The sequence below is a fragment of the Rhizobium sp. P43 genome, from assembly GCF_056730705.1.
In genome coordinates, this window is the sequence record NZ_CM161539.1 from 3,939,972 (window position 1) to 3,962,537 (window position 22,566).

The following is a 22,566-nucleotide window of genomic DNA, read 5'->3' on the forward strand; positions in this document are numbered from 1 at the left end:
CTGAAAGAGAAGAGGCCCCGCCATCGCCGGCGGGGCCTCTTTTGTTTCGGTCATTCGGCGGTTTTCGCTTTTGGCTTGCGTGCCGGCTTTTTCGCCGGCGGTGGGGCGGTGGGCTCTGGCAGATCCTGGCCGATCACCTGCGCCTTGCCGTCCTGGGTCACGTCATAGCCTTCAGCATTGCGTGAGACGGCGACGTCGACCTTGCGTCCATCGATCTCGACCTTGGCCTTGAAGCCCTGCCAGTGCTCGGGAAGCGCGGGGGTGACGATGATGTCACTGCCCTTGCGGCGGATGCCGAGGAAGCCTTCGACCGCAAAGCGGTAGAGCCAACCGGCAGAGCCCGTGTACCAGGTCCAGCCACCGCGACCGGCATAACCGCTGCCGCCATAGATATCGGCTGCCACAACGTAAGGCTCGACGCGGTACAGCTCTGCTTCTTCCGGCGTGCGGGCATGGTTGATCGGGTTCAAGAGTTCGAAGACGCGCCAGGCGTCGGCGAGGCGTCCGGCCTTGACCAGCGAGAGCCCGAGCCAGATCGCCGCGTGGGTGTACTGACCACCATTCTCACGCACACCCGGTGGATAGGCGCCGATATAGCCCGGATCGACCTCAGGCTTCTCGAAGGCGGGTGTGAAGAGGCGGACAATGCCCGTTTCCGTGTCGACCAGTTTCGAGACTGCGGACTCGAGAGCCTTTGCGGTATGCGCGGGATCTCCGAGACCGGAGAGCACGCTCCAGGACTGGGCGATGGAATCGATCTGGCACTGCAGGGATAGGTTCGATCCCAGCGGCGAGCCGTCATCGAAATAGCCCCGACGATAGTGGTCGCCGTCCCAGCCGGCCGTTTCCAGCGCCGTCTTGAGCTTTGCGACATGGTCGCTCCAGCGGGCGCTGCGGTCCCGTTCGCCGCGCTTGTCGGCCTGGGCCTTGAAGCGCTCCAGCGTTGCCGCCAGAAGCCAGCCCAGCCAGACGCTTTCCCCGCGGCCTTCAATGCCCACACGGTTCATACCGTCGTTCCAGTCACCGCCAAGGATCAGCGGCAAGCCGTGTTCGCCGGTGCGGGCAATCGCCAGATCCAGAGCGCGGGCGGCATGCTCGTAGAGATCTGCCGTCTCCGCCGCCGTGTTCGGCAGGAAGAAGCTGTCATGCTGCCCCTGCTTCAGATCCGGGCCGTCCAGGAAGGGGACCTGTTCGGTGAGGATGGTGTCGTCGCCCGTGGCCGAGACATACTGGTCGATCGCATAGGCGAGCCAGACGACGTCGTCGGAGATCATGGTGCGAACACCCGCTCCCGTCTGCGGCAGCCACCAATGCTGGACGTCGCCTTCAATGAACTGGCGGGCTGCGGCCTTCAGGATCTGGCGGCGGGCAAGCTGTGGTTCTACGGTCAGGAAGGCCAGCGTATCCTGCAGCTGGTCACGGAAGCCATAGGCACCGCTCGCCTGATAGAAGCCGGCCCGCGCGAAGATGCGGCAGGCGAGCGCCTGATAGGGCAGCCAGCGATTGACGAGGTTGTCGAAGCCCTTGTCTCCGGTCTCGACCGAGAGTTTGCCGGTGAAGCCCGTCCAGAAATCGCTGTTGGTCTTCAGGATGGTCTCGAAGCCGGAGCCACGGACCGTCTTTACCAGATCGATCGCTTTTTCGGCCGTGTCGGTCTCGCCGAGCAGGAAGGTCATGTCGCGCGACTGGCCGGGTGCCAGCTCGACATCGAAGGCGATTGCGGCGCAGGGGTCGCTTTCGCTCTCGATCGATCCACTCAGACCGGAAGCTCGCGCAACGGCCTGTGGCAGCTTGATGGTGCCGTTGCGACCGATGAATTCGCGACGGCTTGCCGTATAGCCATCCGGCTGCTCCGGACCCGCCAGGAAGGCGAAACGACCGGGATAGTTGATGTCGTAGGGGTTCGACGCAAGCAAGGCGCCCGTTTCCTCGTCGAAGGTCGAGAGAACGAAGGGCGCGGTCCGGGCCTGGTTGTTGCCCAGCACCCATTCCGCATAACCGTAAATACGGAACTTGCGTGCTTCGCCGCTGACATTCTTGAGACGGATCTTCGTGAGCTTCACCGGACGCTCGCGATCGACCGTCTGTGTCAGTTCGATTTCGAGATCGCCGTGGCGGCTGACAAAGGTCGAGTAGCCGAGACCATGACGGGTCTCGAAACTCGCTGTCGGATCGAGGTTCAGCGCGCTCACTGTCGCATAGGCGCGACCGCTGACGAGATCGGCCACGTAGAAGGCTTCACCCGGGCGGTTGATCACGGGGTCATTGGTCCAGGGCGTGACCTGGTAGTCGCGGGAGTTCTGGCTCCAGCTGAAACCGGCGCCCTCTGCCGAGACGTGGAAGCCGAAGCTTTCGTTGGCGATGACGTTGATCCACGGATGCGGCGTGCTGGCGGTGCCACCGAGACGGACGACATATTCCTTGCCGTCTTTCGAGAAGCCGCCGAAACCGTTCCAGAAGTCGAGGTCTGCGCCGTCAGCCTTCTCAGCCGATTTGGCCGGTGCGGGCAGCGACGGGGGCAGGCCTGCCCATTCGGCTTCGCCGTCGATGGTGCGCGGTGTCGCAAACAGCGAGACGGCACGGTTCACCTGGTCGACGATCTTGCCGTTGCGGGTATGGAGAACGACGCGGGCTGCCGCGAGAACGGCAAGCGTTGCGCCCTCGTCTTGCAGATCGTCACGGACGGTGAAGACATGCTGGCGACCGCCCGGCAGGCGGTGGCGCAGATTGTCCGCCATCTGGTCGAGCGCATGCTGCATATCCTGCGCATAGGAGGTCGCGCGTTCGTTGATGATCGCGAGATCAGCCACGACGCCACGACGGCGCAGATATTCCAGCGCGCTCATCGCTTCGCGGGCGATGTCCATGTCCATGTCGTCGTTGATGCGCAGCGCAAAGATCGGGAAGTCGCCCGAAATTGCCATGGGCCAGAGAGCCGACTGCGACTTCAAGCCCTTGCGGACCGTTTCCGGGTCGGCGCGCAGATGGTTGTCCGGATAGGTGAGGTAGCGGCCGAGATGCTGGAAGGCGGCCGCCTGCTGCGAGGTGATGCCGATGTGGCGAAGCTCGACCTGCGCACGCGTCCAGGCATGGATCAGCTCGTGGCTGAAGGAATCCGGGTGGCGATAGCGTTCGATCGCCTTGTTGACTTCCTCGCGGTTCGGGGCGGCCATGGTCCAGAAGATCACCTGGACCTTCTTGCCGGCTGGCACGCGCACGACGCGACGCAGGCTCAGGATCGGGTCAAGCGTGAAGCCTTCCGTGCCGGACAAGGTCGCGCCCGGATCGAAGGCGGCTGCCTCGCCGAGACTGCGGCCACGGCCGAGGAACTTGCGGCGATCGGTCTCGAACTCGGTCGGACGGCCCTGGCCGGCACTGTCGACGACCAGATGGGCGACGCAGATATCCGGATCGGACGGGCTGCGCTTGTTGCGCTCGGCGCGGATGACGTCGCGGCGGCGGCCGAATTCGGTCTTCACGAACATGCGCGAGAAGAGCGGATGGGCATTGTCGCCGTCTTCATAGGCGAGGACCGGCTCGGTGTAGGAGGTCACCTCGATATAGCGGTCTTCCGTGCCGGTGTTGAGGATCGTCAGGCGACGGCCTTCGGCATCGTGCTCCGTGCCGACGATGCATTCCAGCGTGGTCGAGATGTCGCCGACGGTCTTGAAGAACTCGGCCTTGTCATCGCCGAAGATGACCTTGGACTTTTCGTTCAGGGCACTGCGCGGCGCCGATGTCGCCGACCACCACTCGTTGGTCGCGGTATCGCGCAGGAAGAGGAAGGTGCCCCAGCGATCTTCTGTTGTGTCCGGCTTCCAGCGGGTGACGGACTGGCCGTTCCAGCGGGAGAAGCCCGAGCCGGTGGCGGTCAGCATCACCGAGTAATGGCCGTTGGATAGGAAGACGACTTCGCGGTCCTTCGTGGCCGGGTCTTCGACGGTGCGGATTTCGGCGCGCAGCAGGTCGGCCTGGCCCTTGCCCGGCGTTTGCGGCTCGTATTTGGCGCTCATGACCGGGATTTCGCGCGGTGTCTTTTCCTGCAGGAGGAGTTCCGCCGCTTCGACCACGGGATCAGCATGGAAGAGGGCACGCAGGCGGCCATTGAAGGCGACGTTGGCGATGGCCGCAATCGACATGCCATGGTGGTGGGCATAGTAGTTGTAGACGACGGCGCATTTTTTGCCATCCGGCAGGCGCGTGGGCGTGAAGTCGACGGCATCGTAGAAGCCGTAGGCACCGAGCGCGCCCAGCTTGCGCAGTCGCTTCAGGTTCTCAAGCGCTGCCTCCGGGTAATACTGGCTGGCAAGGATCGAGGCATAGGGCGCCACGACGGCGTTCTGGCCCAGACCACGCTTCAGGCCAAGCGTCGGCACACCGAAGTTGGTATACTGGTAGTTCATCTCGTGGTCGCGGGCGTTGAAGGCCGCTTCCGAGATGCCCCAGGGAATGTTCAGGCGGCGCCCGTGGTTCATCTGCTCGATGACGACGAGATTGTTGGTCTGGTTGAGGATGCCACCCTGACGCTCCTGCATGACGAGCGGCGGCATCAGATATTCGAACATCGAGCCGGACCAGGAGATCAGTGCGGCGCGCGCGCCGATCGGAACGACCTGGCGGCCGAGGCGATACCAGTGCTCCGTCGGCAGATCGCCCTTGGCGATGGCAAACAGGCTCGTCAGGCGGCATTCCGATGCCAGAAGGTCGTAGCAGGCCTCGTCCAGTTCACGGGCATCGACGCGGTAGCCGATGGAGAGAAGACGGCGCTCCGGACGGAACAGGAAGGTGAAGTCCATCGAAAACGCGAGATTGCGGGCGCGCTCGGACAACTGGCTGAGACGCTGGCGCAGCGGGTCGATATTCGACAGGTCGAAAGCGGTGTCGGCGATATGCGCTTCGCAGACCGAGACCAGCGATTCCGTCCAGCGGACGACCTCGGCGCTCTGCTCCGAGCGCACTTCGTGATGCAGGTTGGCGGCCAGCTTCTGGACGTCCCGGGCAAGCACCGCGAGGTTGATGATGCGGATCGAGGCAAATTCGTGCTCGCGCTTGACCGCTGCAAGCGCCGTGTTGAAGCCGATGATGCGCTCTTCGAGGCGACGGCGAAGCGGACGGACCGTCTTTCGGTCGTCCGGCAGCTGGCCGAGGATTTCGAGCAGGATGCCGCCGACATCACCGATGCCGTCGAGATTGCCCTGGAGATGGGCGGAGGGGGCTTCCGCCCATTCGCGGCAAGCGGAGGAGATGGCGATCAGATGGCCGGCCAGGTTGCCGCTGTCGACGGCCGAGATGTATTTCGGGCCAAGGGTCTGGAGCGTGTCGGTGTAGTACCAATTGTAGAGATGGCCGCGATACTTCTCCATCCGCTCAACGGTCGCGATCGTCTGCTCCATGCGTTCGATCGTCTGTTCGAAGCTCAGCCAGCCGAAATGACGGGCGGAGACGACAGAGAGTAGGTAGACGCCGATATTGGTCGGCGAAGTGCGATGCGCGACGATCGCTTCCGGCGTTTCCTGGAAGTTGTCCGGGGGTAGGTAGTTGTCGCCGGCCGTCGTGAAGGTCTCGTAATAGCGCCAGGTGCGACGGGCGATCTTGCGCAGCTCGTAGGACACGTTTTCCGGCACTTCCAGGCTGTCTTCGGTTTCGGCCGACTGGCTGACATACCAGGCCAGCAGAGGCGATAGGACCCAGAGGAAGGCGAAGGGGAGCCCGATCAAGTAACCATAGCCGCCCGGCAGGGCTGCGACGCCGACCGAGAGAATGGCGAGGATCGGCGCGTGGCGCATGTTTTGGTAATAGGAGGCGATCGACCCCTGCGCGGCCGACTGGACGCTGGCTGCCGTGCGCCATTCGAGCAGCAGCTTACGGCTTACAAACATGCGATAGAGCGAGCGGGCGATGGCATCGGCCATCATGCAGGCATTGTCGGCGATGAAGACGATGCGCAGCGCAACCTGGGCGTTGATCGAGCGCACTTCCGACCAAAGGGTCTGGAAATGGGCGGCCGGAACGATGTCGGTCTGCCGTGGGACGATGCCCGACAGCAGCGACAGGGTCGGCGCAACGAAAAGGCTGAAGATGAGAACCAGTTGCCAGATGGTGGCACCGACCGGGTCCATGGTGGCCCAGCCGAGTACCGAGGCCGCATACCAGGCGATGGGTGTCAGCGAGCGGCGCAGGTTATCAACCATCTTCCACCGGCCAAGGCTGGTAATGCCCCGGCTGGTGTCGCCGATATAGGGGATGAGCTGCCAGTCGCCGCGTGCCCAGCGATGCTGGCGCGAGACTTCGACTTCGTAACGGGTCGGGAAGTCTTCCACCAGTTCGACGTCGGTGACGAGGGCGCAGCGGGCAAACGAGCCTTCGAGCAGGTCGTGGCTCAGCACGCTGTTCTCGTCGATCCGGCCCTTGATGGCCGTCTCGAAGGCATCGACGTCATAGAGACCCTTGCCGGTGAAGGTGCCTTCCGCCGTGATGTCCTGATAGACGTCGGAGACGGTGAAGACATATGGGTCCAAGCCGCGGTTCATCGAGAAGATGCGCTGGAAAACCGAGGCGTCCTTGCCTGTCGTCAGCGACGGGGTGACGCGCGGCTGAAGAACGCCGTAACCGCTGATCACGCGGCCGGTCTTTTCGTCGTGGACCGGACGGTTGATCGGGTGGTGCATCTTGCCGACGAGCTTGGTGACGGCGTCGCGCATCAGGCGCGTGTCGGCATCGAGCGTCATGACGTAACGCACGTTTTCCGGCACCATGTTGGCGCCCGGCAGATAGGACGTATCGCGATCGCCACGCAGCAGCAGGTTCAGCTCGTGCAGCTTGCCGCGCTTGCGCTCCCAGCCCATCCAGCAGCCCTCGGCCTCGTTGTAGAGGCGGCGGCGATGCAGGAGATAGAAGCGCGTCTTGCCGGCGAAGTCATAGCGGCCATTGAGTTGGGCGACTTCGCGCTTGGCATAATCGAGGACTTCCAGATCGGCAGTCGATTCTTCGGTCTGACTGTCCTTCCAGTCGCTCAGGAGCGCGAAGTAGATTTCGCCGTGCGGGTTGGTCAGGTAATGGACTTCGAGGTTGCGGACGAGTTCGTCGACGTCGTCGCGCTTGGTGATCATGCAGGGCACGACGACGAGGGTGCGGGCTTCCTCGGGGATACCCTCCTTGAACTCGTAACCGGTCAGGCGGAAGGGTTTGACGAAGAAGGTCACCAGCGTGTTGAAAAGGCCGGTGGCACCTTCCGAAACCGGCAGCGACACGAGGATCAGAAGAACCAGGATCAACGAGGTCGGCAGCGCCATCTGGTCCAGGAAGTAGCCAATGACCGAGAGGGCAGCAATCGTCAGGGCAATGACGGGAACGGCGATCGAGAGCCAGTTCAGCCGCTTGATGAAATCCGTCACAATCCGCGAGAGCGGCTGGCTGTAGCCGATGGCATTTTCCAGTTCCAGGCGACGGTTGCCGACCAGATAGCTGCCGACATCGAGATGTCCGTCCGGACCGGCCGACTGCGTGGCAAGTTCGATCGCCGTCTGGGCGATTTCGATTTCGGTCTGGTCACAACGGCGAGCCAGCTTTTCGATCGTGTTGCGATAGGCGTTGCGCGAGCCGAAATCGAGTTCGCGATAGTCGGTGTGCTGGCCAAGGATGCGGTCGACATGGCTGACCTCCTCGACCCAGACCGACCATTCCTTATCGTCGATCTCGCGTAGGCCACGGACGATGTTGCCCATCGTCACATTGCCAGAGGAGAGGCGATTGTGCTCGGCGTCCATCGCCTCCTGGGCGGTGCGTCCGGCTGCTTCCAGGCGGCTCTCCAGCCATTCGACGGCAAAACTCGTATTCTGCGAACCGTTGCGAAGGCGATAGAGAAACTGCGTCGCGAAGGTGTTGTCGTCGGCTAGCTGCTCGATCTGGCTGAGATAGGTTGCGGCTGCGACCGGATCGTTCAGCCGGATGATTTCGTCTGCCACCTCGTTGGCACGGCGGCGCATGCGGCGTGAGCGATCGACACGGGTCGCGATGCGGCGGAGGTTTTCCACCAGCACGAAGCGCACGATCGAGGGGAGTGCCCAGAGTTCGCCGATCTCCAGCGTCTGGTGCTGCTGATAGCCCTCGACAAGGGCGGTCATGCTTTCTTGGCTGACGGTCGAATGGGTGTGGGCGACATAGAGCCAGGCGAGCGCCATGGTGCGGGGAATTTCGCGACTACCGATCTTCATCGTCGGAAGCTGTCGGTAGAACTTTTTCGGGAAGTCGCGGCGAACTTCCTGAATGGCCTCTTCGATCACATAGTGGTTGTCGAGCAACCACTCGGCCGCCGGCGTAATGGCTGCACCGGCTTCTACATCGGCCGCAGTCGCGCGGTAGACGCGCAGGATTTCGCGTTCGTTTTCCTTGTGCCGGGCGAAGAAGTCAAAATCCATCAGCCCGGGAAGTTCCGTGGCGCCGTTCAGCGCCAGGGATTCCGCGCTTTCCCTCAATTCCTCGATGGTGAAATAGGCAGATCTGATGGAATCGTTGTGGTCGATCTGCTTGGTTTCGAGGTCGCGCGATGGGACATGCAGCGTCATGAAGGATGGTTTCTCGGTTCGGTGGTTTAATGGAAAGCCGTTGTGGTAGGACCGGCCCGGTCTTCGCCGTCGCGCCTCATTGCACAAAATTGGGCTGTTGACCAACAATCGGGGCAGAAAAAGGCCGTAATACGACGATAAAGGGTAGCGGCTAAACTCTCAGTGCGGCTTTCGCATCCAGGCAGGTGAATTGGCGTTTTTATGCCTTATTTCAAGCGGCTGGCCAAGGGGTTTGCGCGTTCTAACCATAAGCCGGTTCCTCCGTCCCGGCGATCCGCACGGGCGATCTGCGAGTGAGGTAACCAGATCCCAAATAAATGAAGCTTGCGGGTCTCGCCAAAGCCCCAATTCCGATCCCTACTTTCCATCCCTCAAGGACAGACCACCCAGCATAGCCTCTACGGCATCCAGTGCGATCTGCGGCAGACGCCCCTCGTCGAAGAGGTCACTTGCGAGAGAGTTTTCCAGCCATAGCCCATCGATAAGGCCGTTGATCGCGACCGCTAGATGGCGCACTTCGACAAATGGTGGCTTGTGCTGCTGTGCAGCGAGTGCGGCCTTGATCAGATCTTCGAGTATGCCGATGAAGATCAGATAGTTTTCCCGATGGATCTGTGCGAGCTCGTCGTTCGATCGCACACGACCGATGAAGGCGGCCCAAAGCGACAGGGCCTTGGGGTCGGCGATCGGTGGACTGACGTTTGCGACAATGAAGTCATGCAAGCGCCGCCTTGGGTCAGCGTCTGGCGCGGCCATGGCATCGATCGCCGTACCGGTCATCCCGGCCAGCATCTCGCGGTAGGCTGCCTGGATCATTTCGTCCTTGCCGGAGAAATAGTGGCGGATCAAGCCGCCCGTGACGCCTGCCCGGGCGGCGATGTCGCGGACGGTTGCCCCTTCCAGACCATGTTCGGAAACACTGTCCAGTGTTGCTGCAATCAGGTCCTTCCGGCGCTCGGCTTCACCGGCACGCTGGAACGTGCGTCGTGTCATCAGGGTGTCTCCGGGGCAGATAGCGGGAGCCACTTCTTCAGGGCGCCTGGAGCTTTTTATACGGTTGAACAACTAGCCGGCAAGTGCCACAGTCCGCGTGCCACATATCATGCCCTGACGACCGAGAAGGAATTTCCATGACGATCCACGCGCCCAATGTGATGGCTGAGGTGCTCGCAACGCGCCACCATCTGCACCGGTTTCCGGAGATCGGTCTGTCGGAATTCAACACGTCGGATTATGTCGCCGGGCAGCTGACGGCGCTTGGCTATGAGGTCACCCGGGGGCTCGCCAAGACCGGCGTGGTCGCGACGCTCAGGAACGGCAGCAGTGATCGCAGCATTGGCATTCGTGCCGATTTCGATGCCCTGCCGATCCTGGAGGAAACCGGTCTTCCCTATGCCAGCGAGATCCCCGGCGTGATGCATGCCTGCGGACATGACGGCCACACGGCCATGCTGCTCGGGGCGGCCAAGATCCTGGCCGAGCGGCGGAATTTCGATGGCACCATTCATCTCATCTTCCAGCCGGCCGAGGAGAATTTCGGCGGTGCGCGGATCATGATCGAGGACGGTCTTTTCGATCGCTTCCCCTGCGATGCCGTGTTTGCGCTGCATAACGATCCGGAAATCCCCTTCGGCCACATCGCGCTGCGCGAAGGGCCGATCATGGCCGCCGTGGACGAGTGCAAGATCACCGTCAATGGTCGCGGTGGGCATGGTGCCGAGCCTCAGTCGACGGCCGACCCGATCGTCTGTGGTGCATCCATCGTCATGGCGTTGCAGACCATCGTTTCGCGCAACATCCACCCGCTCGACCCGACCGTGATCACCGTCGGCGGGTTCCATGCGGGGGCCGCGAGCAATGTCATCCCGGAACGGGCAGAGATGGTGCTGTCGATCCGTTCCTTCGATCCCAAGGTGCGCGACCAGCTGGAACAGCGCATCCGGGCGGTGGCCGAAGGCCAGGCGGCAAGCTATGGCATGGGTGTCACCATCGACTACCAGCGTGGCTACGATCCGACGGTCAACCACAAGGCGGAAACCGATTTCGTCCGCGATCTCGCGGTGAGCTTTGCCGGCAAGAACAAGGTCTATGATCTTCCACGACCGATGATGGGCAGCGAGGACTTTGCGTTCATGCTCGCGGAACGTCCGGGCACCTATTTCTTCCTCGGCACGCAGCGTACGCCCAACGATCCGCCGTTGCACCATCCGCGCTATGACTTCAACGATGATATCCTGCCCATCGGGACCACCTTCTGGGTGGAGCTTGCCGAGCGTTATCTTTCGAGGCCCTGAGCCGGCATCCGACGGCGCTCGGCAAAGAGAATGATGAGGCCTGCGCCGGCGATCAGCACGGCGCCGGCCCAGACGTTTGGACCTGGAATGTCACCCCAGATCGCATAGCCGAGCGCGAAGGCCCAGACGAGAGCGGTGTATTCGAGGGGCGCAATCACGGAAATTGGCGCGCGGCGCAGGGCTTCGAAAAAGCTCAATTGTCCAAGGCCGCCGATCACGCCTACGACGATAAGCAGGATTTGTGTGGGCCCGCTTGGGGTACTCCAGGAAACCAAGGCGACCGGGGTCGTCAGCGCCAGGAAGAAAACATTGGTCATGGTCATCTGCACCATGCTGCTGGCGCTGTTGCTTGTGGTCCTGAGCAACGTGGTTGCGATCGCCCAGCAGACGGCAGCAACCAGAGCGAGATAGACGGGCCAACCCGTCGCCATGCCCGTTGGATTGCTGGCGATCACCACGCCAACGAAACCCGTTATCACGGCGATCCAGCTGCTCAGAGGCACCCGTTCGCCCAGAATCGGGATCGCCAGCAGGATCGCTGCAATCGGCGCGGCGAAGTAAAGCGTTGTGAGGTCCGCGAGCGGCAGATGCTTGGCGGCATTGAAGTAGCAGAGCCAGGCGGCAAGCAGGAAGAGGCTGCGCAGCATCATCGGTTTCAGCGCTGGCGACGTCACGGTTTCCCGGGCAAGCGCTCGGCCACCGATGATGTAACATCCGAGCAGGATGACCACGCTTCGGCAAAACAGGATTTGCCAAACCGTTGTCGTCTCGACGAGCAACTTGATCATGGCATCATGGGTTGCAAAGAAGAAATAGGCGAGACTGGAGAGCAGGATGCCCGCGCCAACTGCGGTTTTCACGGAAGCGTCTTTCAGGTCGGGCGGCGCAAGCGTTGGCCGCATGAAGACACCTGTGTCGGAGGTTGCTTGGGTTCTGTCAATCCCCGGCTGACGGAGCCGGCTTTGTTGTCGCGCGAAACAAAAATTTACAGCCGGCCTGCGCAAGGGGCGTTGTCGTCTAAATCGATTTAACTACAGTGCGCCTCCGATAGTGGGAGCAGGATATGAACGACATTGCGCATGGCGTTACGTCACCCGCCGGACCGGCACCGATCGTTACGCGAGAGCGGGCGGCCGTGGCCCTCTTGTTCTTCCTGAATGGTTTGGTGATCGGTGCCTGGGCCCCTAAGATCCCGTTCTTCTCGCAGGCACTTGGCCTGACGGAGCTGATGCTCGGTGTCATGATCTTCGTCTTCGGCGTCGGCTCGCTGGTTCTGATGCCGATCGCCGGCATGCAGATCGCCCGCTATGGCTCGCGGCGGGTTGTGGAAGTGACCACGCTCTTGTTCATTCCGACCATCGTGCTCGTCACACTGGTCGACGATATCTGGACCGGTGCCATCGCGATCTTCCTGTTCGGCGGTCTGACCGGGGCGATGGATGTGGCGATGAATGCCAATGCGGTTGAAGTCGAGCGCAATATGCGTCGTTCGATCATGTCATCCTGCCATGCCTTCTGGAGCCTGGGTGGTCTCTGCGGTGCGGCGACCGGCGGCTTCCTGATTGCCGCGCTCGGGGTCACCGGCCATGTGCTGTTGCTCGCAGCCGTCTGTGTTGTGCTTTTCCTCGTCGCACGACCGATGATTCTTGCCGACGCACCGCATCCGAGCGACGAGCCGGTGAAGGCCAAGCTGCCGATGACGCCGCTGCCCTGGCTGATCGGGACGATCGCGCTGTTCTGTATGATCCCTGAGGGCACCGTGCTCGACTGGAGCGCGCTCTATCTGCGCAACGAGTTGAATGCCTCGACCGAAATGTCGGGCTTCGCCTTTGCCGCCTTCTCATTCACCATGGCCGTGTGCCGCTTTGCCGGTGATTTCATCCGTGATCGCTTCGGTGCGGTGAATACGCTGCGCTTCTGCGGTGTGGCTGCCATCATCGGTCTCGTGATGGCCGGGCAAGCGACCAATGTGACCTTCGCGCTCATCGGTTTTGCGATCACCGGCATCGGCATCTCGAACATGGTGCCGATCGCCTTTTCGGCAGGCGGCAATATTCCGGGACTGGCGCCGGGCGTCGGTCTCTCGGTGGTGACCACGATGGGCTATTCCGGGATCCTCTTTGCGCCGTCGCTCATCGGCTTCATAGCCGAATACACCTCGCTGTCGACCGTCTATACCGCGATTCCGGCATTGTTGATCGTCGTCCTGGCACTGTCCGGACTTGCCCGTCATGCGGATCGGGCGGCCGGACACTGATAGCCGATGTGGGTGGGGTCGCTTTCGGGCGACCCGGCACGCGCGCATGTGATCGCGGGCCGCTGTCTTTCGGTTGACAAGCGAACGGCTTTGATCCACCTCCATGGCGATTGAGGCTTGCAGAGAACCAGCCATGACCGCACCCCTGATCCAACCCGCCGACGCCTTTGACCCCAAGCCGCGCCGTTCTTCGGTCGCCGTTGAAGTGGGTGGGGTCATCATCGGTGGAGGCGCCCCTGTTGTCGTCCAGTCGATGACGAACACCGATACCGCTGACATCGATGCGACCGTTGCGCAGGTCGCAGCTCTCTACAAGGCGGGCTCCGAAGTGGTGCGTATCACCGTCGATCGCGACGAAAGCGCTGCCGCCGTGCCGAAGATCCGCGAGCGTCTCTTGAGGCTCGGCCTGGATGTGCCGCTGATCGGCGATTTCCATTATATCGGCCACAAGCTGCTCGCCGATCATCCGGCCTGTGCCGAGGCGCTTGCCAAGTATCGCATCAACCCGGGCAATGTCGGCTTCAAAGACAAGAAGGACAAGCAGTTCGCCGAGATCATCGAGATGGCGATCCGCTATGACAAGCCTGTGCGTATCGGCGTCAATTGGGGGTCCCTCGACCAGGAACTGCTGACGCGCCTCATGGACGAGAATGCGGCGCAGGGATCGCCGCTTTCGGCCCGTCAGGTGACCCGCGAAGCAATCGTGCAATCCGCACTTCTATCGGCCGAACTTGCCGAAGAGATCGGCCTGCCGCGCAATCGCATCATTCTCTCTGCCAAGGTCAGCCAGGTGCAGGACCTGATCGCCGTCTATTCGATGCTCGCCGAGCGCTCGAACCATGCGCTGCATCTGGGTCTGACCGAGGCCGGCATGGGCACGAAAGGCATTGTCGCTTCATCCGCGGCCATGGGTTACGTGCTGCAGCATGGTATCGGCGACACCGTGCGCGTGTCGCTGACGCCCGAGCCGAATGGCGACCGGACGCGTGAAGTGCAGGTTGCGCAGGAGCTGCTGCAGGTCATGGGCTTCCGCCAGTTCGTGCCCGTCGTTGCCGCATGTCCCGGCTGTGGGCGGACGACCTCGACCGTGTTCCAGGAACTCGCCCAGAAGATCCAGGAGGATCTGCGCAAGAACATGCCGGTCTGGCGCGAGAAGTATCCGGGTGTCGAGGGGCTGAACGTGGCCGTCATGGGCTGCATCGTCAACGGCCCCGGCGAAAGCAAGCACGCCGATATTGGCATCTCGCTTCCGGGCACGGGCGAAAACCCGGCTGCCCCCGTCTTCATCGACGGGCAGAAGGCGATGACGCTGCGCGGTCCCAATATCGCAGCCGATTTCGAGGCGCTGGTCGCTGATTACATCGAGAAGCGCTACGGGCGGAAGTCGGCGGCGGAGTGAGCTTGGTAGCCAACTTTTTGTTGCCGCAATTTCACGGTTGACGGATTATCAGCCGAATCCTGGAGGGACACCGAGCATGATCAAGAAGATCGCCATTCTCGCGCTGTGCGCGACCTATCTGAGTGCCTGCACCACGACTGACCCCTATACCGGCCAGCAGAAGGTGTCGAATACGGCGGGTGGCGTGGCACTCGGTGCAGCAGTCGGCGCGCTCGGTGGTCTCGCGGTCGGCGGTTCGCCGGAAGGCCGCCGCAACGCAGCCCTCATCGGTGCCGGTATCGGTGCGCTCGCGGGCGGTGCCATCGGCAATTACATGGACCAACAGGAAGCCGAACTGCGCGCCCAGCTGCAGGGAACCGGGATCTCGGTCACCCGCGTCGGCGATCGCATCATCCTGAACATGCCGTCCAACATCACCTTCAACACCGATCAGGACGCGGTCATGCCGCAGTTCTATCCGACGCTGAATTCGGTCGCGATCGTGCTGCGCAAGTTCGACCGCACGCTGATCGATATCAACGGCCATACCGATTCGACCGGCAGCCAGGCCTATAACCAGGGTCTGTCCGAACGCCGTGCGATGTCGGTCGCGGGTTACCTCAACAGCCAGGGCATCGACCCGCGTCGTGTCTCGGCCGTCGGCTTCGGCCCGAACCAGCCGATTGCCTCGAACGCGACCCCGGAAGGCCGGGCGCAGAACCGCCGCGTGGAGATCCAGATCTCGCCGCTCACTCAGGGCTGAGAATTCAATACTGCAAGATCAGAAGGCGTCGCAGGCTTGCGGCGCCTTTCTCGTTTCAGCGGAACGTCAGCATCTTGACGCCGGCTGCCGCGAAGAGGACTGCCATCGTTCCGTCAATATAGCGGCGCGCGGCGCGGTAAATCCTTAGCGCTCCGGGTGTGGAGAACAGCAGCGCATAGCTCATAAAAACGGTCAGACCGGTCACGAGGCAGCCACCGACGACAATCGCGACGGCCGTTGGCGTCGCATTTGCCGGGAGGCCGAGCGAGATGGTGGCGAGCCAGCCGAAGATGGCTTTTGGATTGGTCAGGTGGATCGCATAGCCCATGAGGAACGTGCGTTTCAGGCTTTTGGCCGCCTTGCTCACGGAGAGTGGGTCAATCCGGCTGGCCGCCGAGCGGAAGGCCCGCCAAGCGAGATACAGGAGATAAAGCCCGCCGAGGATGCGGATCAGGACCAAGGCCTGCGCATATTGGGAGAGCAGTGCCGCAAGGCCAAGAGAGGCGGCAGTGGCCCAGGTCATCGAGCCGCAGAAGATGCCGGCTGCGATCGTCAGGCCATGTCTGCGCCCCTCGCCAAGGGATGCTGAAGCAATGGCCATGGTCGCGGGACCGGGACTGAGAACCGCGACGAGATAAACGATATAGGCGGCGAAGACCTGCGGCCAGTGTTGCAGGATTTCAGTCACGGACAGGCTCCGGCAATTGCGACACAAGCCGGACACTAGACGCTCGTTGCGATCCGCACACGTCAGATGATTTGATCGATCGCCTTCAGAAACTGATGGCATTCCTCCGTCGTGCCGATGGTGATGCGCAGGAAGTCGGAGATCCGGGGCTTGTTGAAATGGCGGACAAGAACCGCGCGTTCACGCAGACCCTTCTGCAGATCGGCACCCTGATGGGCCGGGTGGCGGGCAAAGACGAAGTTTGTCGATGATGGCAGGACTTCGAAGCCTCGGGCTTCAAGTGCCTTGGTCAGCATATCGCGGTTGTCGATGATCTTGCCTCGGGCCTCGTCGAACCAGGCTTCGTCCTCGATGGCAGCCGTAGCGGCGGCCTGGGCCAGCATGTCGACGGGATAGGAATTGAAGCTGTCCTTCATCCGCTCCAGCGCTTCGATCAGCGGCCGCTGGCCGAGCGCAAAGCCGACACGCAGGCCTGCGAGCGAACGGGACTTGGAGAAGGTCTGGACGACGAGCAGGTTGTCGTAGCGTGGGATGAGCGATGCTGCGCTCTCGGCACCGAAATCGACATAGGCCTCGTCGATGACCACAACCTGATCCGGATGGGCGGCGACGAGCGCCTCGATTTCGGACAGCGGCAGGGCGATGCCGGTCGGTGCATTCGGATTGGCGAGGATGATCGCGCCACAGGGGCGGTCGTAGTCGGCAATTTGAACGCGCAGGCCGTCATCCAGCGGGATCTCCTCGACCTTCACTTCGAACAGCCGCGCATAGGTCTTGTAGAAGCTGTAGGTGATGTCGGGATAAAGCAGCGGCGCGTCATGCTTCAGCAGGCCGGCAAAGGTGAAGGCCAGGACTTCGTCCGAGCCATTGCCGACGAAAACCTCGTCCATCGTCAGGCCGAAGCGCTTGGCGATCGCCTCGCGCAGGCCGGTGGAGGCCGGATCGGGGTAAAGCCGCAGACGCTCTCCAGATGCAGCCGTGATTGCGTCCAGCACCTTCTGTGAGGGGCCGTAGGGGCTCTCATTGGTGTTGAGCTTCACCAGGCCCGGGATCTTCGGCTGTTCGCCGGCGACATAGGGTTCCAGCGCGTGGACGGCGGACGACCAGAAACGGCTCATACTATTTCTTCCTGTAGGCAATGAAATGGGCGGCTTCCTTGAGCGCCTCGGCCTTGGTGCCATAGGGCTCCAACAGGGCATTGGCTTCCGCCACCAGTCGGTCGAGCTCGGCGCGGGCCCAGTCGGTGCCCTTGAGACCAACAAGCGTTGCCTTGCCCTTGGCGGCATCCTTGCCGGTTGCCTTGCCAAGGGTTGCGGCATCCGAGGTGATGTCGAGCAGATCGTCAGCGACCTGGAAGGCCCGACCGATGATTTCGCCGAAGCGGCGCAGGCGGTCACGATCGTCTGCGGGGCGACCGGCGATGATGGCGCCGGCCTCGCAGGCAAAGCGTAGAAGCGCGCCGGTCTTCATCGCCTGCAGCATCACGATACCCGCTTCGTCGGGCTGATCCTGTTCCGCCGCGAGATCGAGCATCTGGCCACCCGCCATACCGCCGATGCCGGCGGCGCGGGAAAGCTCAAGCACCAGCGCCACCTTTGCCGCATTGGGTAGGGGTGTTTCGGGTGCGGTGATGATGTCGAAGGCATAGGTCAGCAGGCCGTCGCCGGCGAGGATGGCGGTCGCCTCGTCATACTGCTTGTGAACCGTCGGCTTGCCGCGGCGCAGGTCGTCGTCGTCCATGGCCGGCAGGTCGTCATGCACCAGCGAATAGCTATGCAGGCATTCGAGGGCGCAGCCGACCTGAAGGGCAGCCTCGTCGCTTCCGCCGAACAGCCGTGTCGCCTGCGCGACCAGATAGGGGCGCAGCCGCTTGCCGCCGTTCAGTGCGCCATAATGCATGGCCTCGATCAGCTGCCGGGGCCGAGCAAGCTCCGCCGGGCGCGGCGTGGCATCAAGGAGGATCGCGAGCCGTGCCTCGACGATCTCGGCATGGGCGGACAGGCTCTTTTCAAAGACATCGGCGCTCTTGGTCATCTGGGCTATTTGGCACGCTGACCCCTGTCAGGCAACGGGAAATTCAGCGCGGGAATGGCGCGGAACAGCGCACCCAGACTGGTCATTTGCCAGGAGGACCGCTAAGAGGGTCCATCATCGACCACGGACCCAACTTCGTTGACACTGGAAGTCAAGGCATTGGAGAAAAACGAGCAGCTTTTGCCGACAGAAGAGCGGAGGCTGCGGCCCCGACTCTTCCGGGCCGCTGTGATCGCGCTCCTGGTCTTTCTGCTCGGGCCATATCTGCTCATTCTGCTCTATCGGCTCGAGTTCGTGCGGCCGGTCTCGACGCTGATGCTGGCAGATCTCGCGACCTTCCAGGGCTATGACCGGCGGTGGGTGGATTTCGAGGATATCTCGCCGAATGTCGTGCGTGCGGTGATGATGTCCGAGGATGGGCAGTACTGCAATCACGGCGGGGTCGACTGGACCCAGCTGCAGTCCGTCATCGACGATGCAATGGCGGGCGAAGCGACGCGGGGTGCCAGCACGATCCCGATGCAGACGGCGAAGAACCTCTTCCTGTGGAACGGGCGTTCTTTCATCCGCAAGGGCCTCGAATTGCCGCTGGCACTCGCGCTGGATGCCGTCTGGCCAAAGGAGCGGACGATGGAGATTTATCTCAATATCGCCGAATGGGGGCCCGGCATCTACGGGATCGAAGCTGCAGCGCGCTATCACTTCAAGACATCGGCGGCCAAGCTCAGTCGGCAGCAGGCGGCTCTGCTCGCAGTATCCCTGCCCAATCCGATCGATCGCGTTGCGAGCAAGCCGGGACCGGGTTTGAAGCGCCTCGCCGGGGTGGTGGATCGGCGCGCGCGTGCTTCGGGCGATTACATCACCTGTCTTTATGATTGAGATCAGAAGCATTCGTTGGCCCAGTCTGCCGTTCCCCGGCTAGGATCGGTGATGATCCAACTCACGGAGCGCGCCATGGCCGATGATCTTGTCCTCTATATCGCCAACAAGAATTATTCCTCCTGGTCGTTCCGGCCCTGGATCGCCATGACCGCTGCCGGCATTCCCTTTCGCGAAGAGCTGATCCCGTTCGGCCCGGGGGCCACCCATCCGCGCTTTCGCGAGTTGTCGCCGACGGGGAAGGTCCCTGTGCTGCATCACGGTTCCGTTCGGGTCTGGGAGTCGCTCGCCATCATCGAATATGTGGCCGAGCTCTATCCTGATGCGGGGTTCTGGCCTGCCGACCGCGAGAGCCGGTCGCTGGCGCGGTCCATATCCATGGAAATGCTGTCCGGCTTCCGGGCCTTGCGCAGCGCCTGCCCGATGAACCTTCGGCGGCCCGTGAAGGCAATCCCGCTGCCGGAGGGAGTTGCAGCCGACGTCGCACGCATCGAGGCGATCTGGCGCGAGATGCTGAAACGTTCGGGCGGTCCCTTCCTGTTCGGCACATTCTCTGCGGCGGATGCCATGTTTGCGCCGGTCGTCAATCGCTTCAGCGCCTACGACCTGGTAAAAGATGCCGGGACCATTGCCTACATGGACGCGATGCGCGCGCATCCGGCCTGGCTTGCCTGGGAAGGGGCAGCCCTTGCGGAACCCTGGATCGTGCCTGAGGACGAGGCCTGAACGGGCCTTTCTTAGATTCGAAAAAAGTGTGCTGGGGACTGGTCAAACCCACTTCGGGCATGTATAAGCCCGCCAAATTCCGAGATCGAGACAGGTTCTGTCCGGCCTCATCGAGGCCGCTAAACCTGTTTTGTCCGTCACGTGGAGTAACGAAAATGGCTGTACCGAAGAGAAAAACAAGCCCGTCCAAGCGCGGTATGCGCCGCTCTGCTGACGCGCTGAAGGCCCCGACCTATGTCGAGGACAAGAATTCCGGCGAACTGCGCCGTCCGCACCATATCGATCTGAAGACCGGTATGTATCGCGGCCGTCAGGTTCTGACGCCGAAGGAAAGCGCATAATTCCTGCGCTTTGTTTGACTGCTTTGAAGGGCCGGCGCTTGCGCCGGCCTTTTCATTTGTCATTAGGCATAGTTAAATTGCGCGGTTGACGGCTGCCGAAGCGGGCGCCGTCGCATTGCCAGAAAGGATTTCTGCATGCTGATCGCCGTGCCACTGATGATCGTGCCTTTCGTCTTCTACAATGCCGTGATGTTGGGCAGTGGCGTTGCAGCATTCTCGGGCGTGATCATGACCGTGCCGATGTTGTCTGGTGCGGTCTGGACGATGACGCTCGGCGATCTCGTCATCCTGTCGGCACTCGTTGCCCTGTTCTTCGAGGTCTTGAAGGCAACGCTCAGCAATCGCGGCTCGTTGATGAACCACATGCTCTCGATGCTCGTCTTCATCGCGTTCCTGGTGGAGTTCCTGCTGGTCAGGGAGGCGGCGACGCAGCTCTTCTTCAGCCTGATGGTGATTGCCTTCATCGACGTGGTCGCGGGCTTCACCATTTCCAATCGCGCGGCCGGTCGCGACGTCTCGATCGGCCTCTAGCCCTCAGATGAAAAAGGCCCCGTTCGGGGCCTTGTCTTGCATCAGAGATTGTCGAGCTTGTTCTGCAGGGAGCGCAATTGCTCCTTCAGCTCGTCGATATCCTTGGCTTCCGCCTTCTTCGTTTCCTTGGCCGGCTGCTGGCCGCCCAGGAAGGGCGAGAACATATGCATGGCCTGCTGGAACATCTCGGTGTTGCGCTTGACCTGCTCTTCCATGAGTTGCATCGGCATCTGCAGGTTCTTCGACAGCGGATGATCGCCGAAGGCCTTGGTCATCTGCTCGCGCATCTGCGTCTGCTGTTCGGAAAAGGCCTTCATCGAGTGCTCGAGGAAGCTCGGTACCACCATCTGCATCTGGTCGCCGTAATAGCTGATGAGCTGGCGCAGGAAGGAGATCGGCAGCAGCGTGTTGCCGGTCTTCGACTCCTGTTCGAAGATGATCTGGGTCAGGACGGAATGTGTGATGTCTTCGCCGGACTTGGCATCCTGAACTACGAAATCCTCCCCCTTCTTGACCATCTTGGCCAAGTCCTCAAGGGTCACGTAGGTGCTGGTTCCGGTGTTGTAGAGGCGACGATTGGCGTATTTCTTGATAACGATTTCGCCATCGGCTTTGGCCATTGCAGTCTCCTAACCCGTCGTTTTTCGATTGTTTTTGCTCTTCCCGGCCAGAGTGTAAGCGCAAATGAAGTCCGGTGACAATCTCTTTGTGCGATGCAGGATCGGCATTTGACGAAAGTCAGGCAAGCGCAACCAAAGAACGAGAAAGCCGAGTTTATCCTGTTTGACACAGGCGGCAGTCTTTGTCAGTTTCTCCTCAATCACAAAAACCGAGGAGACCTCCATGAGCACCCCGTCCATCGTCATCGCGAGCGCTGCCAGAACCCCGGTCGGATCCTTCAATGGAGCTTTGTCTTCCGTCGCGGCCCATGATCTCGGCGCCATCGCCATCAAGGGCGTGCTCGAACGTGCCGGCGTCGAAGCGGCCGAAGTCGATGAAGTCATTCTCGGCCAGATCCTCACCGCCGGTCAGGGACAGAATCCCGCGCGTCAGGCAGCCATGAAGGCCGGCATCCCGCAGGAAGCCACCGCCTGGGGGCTCAACCAGCTCTGCGGTTCGGGTCTGCGCGCCGTTGCCATCGGCATGCAGCAGATTGCAACCGGCGACGCGAAGATCATCATTGCCGGCGGGCAGGAATCCATGTCCATGGCGCCGCATTGCGCGCATCTGCGCAACGGCACGAAGATGGGCGACCTGAAGATGGTCGACACCATGATCAAGGACGGCCTGACCGACGCCTTCTACGGTTATCACATGGGCACGACGGCCGAGAATGTCGCCCGCCAGTGGCAGCTGACGCGAGACGAGCAGGACGCTTTCGCGCTCGCTTCGCAGAACAAGGCAGAGGCGGCACAGGTTGCCGGTCGTTTCAAGGACGAGATCGTTCCGGTCATCGTGCCCGGCCGCAAGGGTGACGTGACCGTCGACCAGGACGAATACATCCGTCTCGGTGCCACGCTCGAAAGCATGCAGAAGCTTAAACCCGCCTTCGACAAGGAAGGCACCGTCACCGCTGGCAACGCATCGGGCATCAATGACGGTGCTGCGGCTGCCCTGCTGATGACCGAGGCGGAAGCCGTGCGTCGCGGTATCGTGCCGCTGGCCCGCATTGCCTCATGGGCCACCGCCGGCGTCGATCCGAAGATCATGGGCACGGGCCCGATCCCGGCGTCGCGCAAGGCGCTGGAAAAGGCCGGTTGGAAGATTTCCGATCTCGATCTCGTAGAAGCCAACGAAGCGTTTGCGGCCCAGGCCTGCGCCGTCAACAAGGACCTCGGTTGGGATACCTCGATCGTCAACGTCAACGGCGGTGCGATCGCTATCGGCCATCCGGTTGGCGCATCGGGTGCGCGTATCCTCAACACGCTGCTGTTCGAGATGAAGCGTCGCGGCGCTAAGAAGGGCCTTGCCACGCTTTGCATCGGCGGCGGCATGGGCGTTGCCATGTGCCTCGAGGCCTTCTGATCCGGCCAACCCCGATGGGACCGGCTCACCACTAACATCGTCAGTCCCTGTCCCGGCGCATCACCGGGATGGGCAAGTCATGCCGT

16 protein-coding genes are annotated in these 22,566 nt (G+C 62.0%); 9 read left to right on the forward strand and 7 right to left on the reverse strand.

What is annotated here, in order from left to right:
• Window positions 1-50 precede the first annotated feature (50 nt).
• Both AC1PUL_RS19555 and AC1PUL_RS19560 read right to left on the reverse strand, forming a co-directional pair.
• Window positions 51-8,564, reverse strand: a complete 8,514-nt coding sequence (locus AC1PUL_RS19555) for a glycoside hydrolase family 94 protein (protein WP_480465685.1) — start codon at window positions 8,562-8,564, stop codon at window positions 51-53.
• 357 nt (window positions 8,565-8,921) lie between these two features.
• On the reverse strand, window positions 8,922-9,557 hold the full coding sequence (locus tag AC1PUL_RS19560) for a TetR family transcriptional regulator C-terminal domain-containing protein (RefSeq protein WP_480465686.1): 636 nt from the start codon (window positions 9,555-9,557) through the stop codon (window positions 8,922-8,924).
• A 137-nt stretch (window positions 9,558-9,694) separates the two neighbouring features.
• Between AC1PUL_RS19560 and AC1PUL_RS19565 the strand changes: the two genes are divergently transcribed.
• Entirely contained in the window at window positions 9,695-10,858 is a 1,164-nt protein-coding gene (locus tag AC1PUL_RS19565; protein WP_480465687.1) for a M20 aminoacylase family protein, read from the forward strand.
• Here the strand turns inward: AC1PUL_RS19565 and AC1PUL_RS19570 are convergent.
• Window positions 10,840-11,718, reverse strand: coding sequence for a DMT family transporter (locus tag AC1PUL_RS19570; protein WP_480465688.1), 879 nt, complete (start codon window positions 11,716-11,718; stop codon window positions 10,840-10,842). The two genes, AC1PUL_RS19565 and AC1PUL_RS19570, sit on opposite strands and share 19 nt — an antisense overlap.
• A gap of 203 nt (window positions 11,719-11,921) precedes the next feature.
• On the opposite strand from AC1PUL_RS19570, the gene AC1PUL_RS19575 reads away from it, so the two are divergent.
• The 3 genes from AC1PUL_RS19575 to AC1PUL_RS19585 all read left to right on the forward strand — a co-directional run bounded on the left by AC1PUL_RS19575 (window position 11,922) and on the right by AC1PUL_RS19585 (window position 15,256).
• The gene (locus AC1PUL_RS19575) at window positions 11,922-13,115 is read left to right on the forward strand and encodes an MFS transporter (protein WP_480465689.1); all 1,194 of its coding nucleotides are present in this window, start codon (window positions 11,922-11,924) and stop codon (window positions 13,113-13,115) included.
• A gap of 133 nt (window positions 13,116-13,248) precedes the next feature.
• Complete coding sequence (gene ispG, locus AC1PUL_RS19580; protein ID WP_298460932.1) at window positions 13,249-14,514, forward strand: flavodoxin-dependent (E)-4-hydroxy-3-methylbut-2-enyl-diphosphate synthase; 1,266 nt, start codon at window positions 13,249-13,251, stop codon at window positions 14,512-14,514.
• A gap of 76 nt (window positions 14,515-14,590) precedes the next feature.
• Window positions 14,591-15,256, forward strand: a complete 666-nt coding sequence (locus AC1PUL_RS19585) for a YiaD family glycine zipper/OmpA-like lipoprotein (RefSeq protein ID WP_480465690.1) — start codon at window positions 14,591-14,593, stop codon at window positions 15,254-15,256.
• A 55-nt stretch (window positions 15,257-15,311) separates the two neighbouring features.
• Here the strand turns inward: AC1PUL_RS19585 and AC1PUL_RS19590 are convergent, their stop codons facing one another.
• The 3 genes from AC1PUL_RS19590 to AC1PUL_RS19600 form a co-directional block, all read right to left on the reverse strand.
• The gene (locus AC1PUL_RS19590) at window positions 15,312-15,944 is read right to left on the reverse strand and encodes a LysE family translocator (RefSeq protein WP_480465691.1); all 633 of its coding nucleotides are present in this window, start codon (window positions 15,942-15,944) and stop codon (window positions 15,312-15,314) included.
• 62 nt (window positions 15,945-16,006) lie between these two features.
• Window positions 16,007-17,062: a histidinol-phosphate transaminase gene (hisC, locus tag AC1PUL_RS19595; RefSeq protein WP_480465692.1), complete on the reverse strand. Its 1,056-nt coding sequence runs from the start codon at window positions 17,060-17,062 to the stop codon at window positions 16,007-16,009.
• 1 nt (window position 17,063) lies between these two features.
• The gene (locus AC1PUL_RS19600) at window positions 17,064-17,978 is read right to left on the reverse strand and encodes a polyprenyl synthetase family protein (RefSeq protein WP_480465693.1); all 915 of its coding nucleotides are present in this window, start codon (window positions 17,976-17,978) and stop codon (window positions 17,064-17,066) included.
• Window positions 17,979-18,179: 201 nt separating this feature from the next.
• Between AC1PUL_RS19600 and mtgA the strand changes: the two genes are divergently transcribed.
• From mtgA to AC1PUL_RS19620, 4 genes are all read left to right on the forward strand, one after another.
• Window positions 18,180-18,857, forward strand: coding sequence for a monofunctional biosynthetic peptidoglycan transglycosylase (mtgA, locus tag AC1PUL_RS19605; protein ID WP_480468640.1), 678 nt, complete (start codon window positions 18,180-18,182; stop codon window positions 18,855-18,857).
• 51 nt (window positions 18,858-18,908) lie between these two features.
• Window positions 18,909-19,583, forward strand: a complete 675-nt coding sequence (locus tag AC1PUL_RS19610; RefSeq protein WP_480465694.1) for a glutathione S-transferase family protein — start codon at window positions 18,909-18,911, stop codon at window positions 19,581-19,583.
• Between the two features lie 155 nt (window positions 19,584-19,738).
• Entirely contained in the window at window positions 19,739-19,924 is a 186-nt protein-coding gene (gene rpmF / locus AC1PUL_RS19615; RefSeq protein WP_003543812.1) for a 50S ribosomal protein L32, read from the forward strand.
• Window positions 19,925-20,059: 135 nt separating this feature from the next.
• Entirely contained in the window at window positions 20,060-20,455 is a 396-nt protein-coding gene (locus tag AC1PUL_RS19620; RefSeq protein ID WP_298460910.1) for a hypothetical protein, read from the forward strand.
• A 41-nt stretch (window positions 20,456-20,496) separates the two neighbouring features.
• Here AC1PUL_RS19620 and phaR read toward each other — a convergent pair whose 3' ends face one another.
• Window positions 20,497-21,075, reverse strand: coding sequence for a polyhydroxyalkanoate synthesis repressor PhaR (phaR, locus tag AC1PUL_RS19625; RefSeq protein ID WP_480465695.1), 579 nt, complete (start codon window positions 21,073-21,075; stop codon window positions 20,497-20,499).
• Window positions 21,076-21,298: 223 nt separating this feature from the next.
• On the opposite strand from phaR, the gene AC1PUL_RS19630 reads away from it, so the two are divergent.
• Window positions 21,299-22,480: an acetyl-CoA C-acetyltransferase gene (locus AC1PUL_RS19630; RefSeq protein WP_480465696.1), complete on the forward strand. Its 1,182-nt coding sequence runs from the start codon at window positions 21,299-21,301 to the stop codon at window positions 22,478-22,480.
• Window positions 22,481-22,566: the final 86 nt, after the last annotated feature.

Coding starts and splice junctions, on each gene's coding strand:
- AC1PUL_RS19555 (WP_480465685.1), bottom strand. CDS start 8,564: ATGACGCTGCATGTCCCATCGCGCGACCTCGAAACCAAGCAGATCGAC.
- AC1PUL_RS19560 (WP_480465686.1), bottom strand. CDS start 9,557: ATGACACGACGCACGTTCCAGCGTGCCGGTGAAGCCGAGCGCCGGAAG.
- AC1PUL_RS19565 (WP_480465687.1), top strand. CDS start 9,695: ATGACGATCCACGCGCCCAATGTGATGGCTGAGGTGCTCGCAACGCGC.
- AC1PUL_RS19575 (WP_480465689.1), top strand. CDS start 11,922: ATGAACGACATTGCGCATGGCGTTACGTCACCCGCCGGACCGGCACCG.
- ispG (WP_298460932.1), top strand. CDS start 13,249: ATGACCGCACCCCTGATCCAACCCGCCGACGCCTTTGACCCCAAGCCG.
- AC1PUL_RS19585 (WP_480465690.1), top strand. CDS start 14,591: ATGATCAAGAAGATCGCCATTCTCGCGCTGTGCGCGACCTATCTGAGT.
- hisC (WP_480465692.1), bottom strand. CDS start 17,062: ATGAGCCGTTTCTGGTCGTCCGCCGTCCACGCGCTGGAACCCTATGTC.
- AC1PUL_RS19600 (WP_480465693.1), bottom strand. CDS start 17,978: ATGACCAAGAGCGCCGATGTCTTTGAAAAGAGCCTGTCCGCCCATGCC.
- AC1PUL_RS19610 (WP_480465694.1), top strand. CDS start 18,909: ATGATCCAACTCACGGAGCGCGCCATGGCCGATGATCTTGTCCTCTAT.
- rpmF (WP_003543812.1), top strand. CDS start 19,739: ATGGCTGTACCGAAGAGAAAAACAAGCCCGTCCAAGCGCGGTATGCGC.
- AC1PUL_RS19620 (WP_298460910.1), top strand. CDS start 20,060: ATGCTGATCGCCGTGCCACTGATGATCGTGCCTTTCGTCTTCTACAAT.
- phaR (WP_480465695.1), bottom strand. CDS start 21,075: ATGGCCAAAGCCGATGGCGAAATCGTTATCAAGAAATACGCCAATCGT.
- AC1PUL_RS19630 (WP_480465696.1), top strand. CDS start 21,299: ATGAGCACCCCGTCCATCGTCATCGCGAGCGCTGCCAGAACCCCGGTC.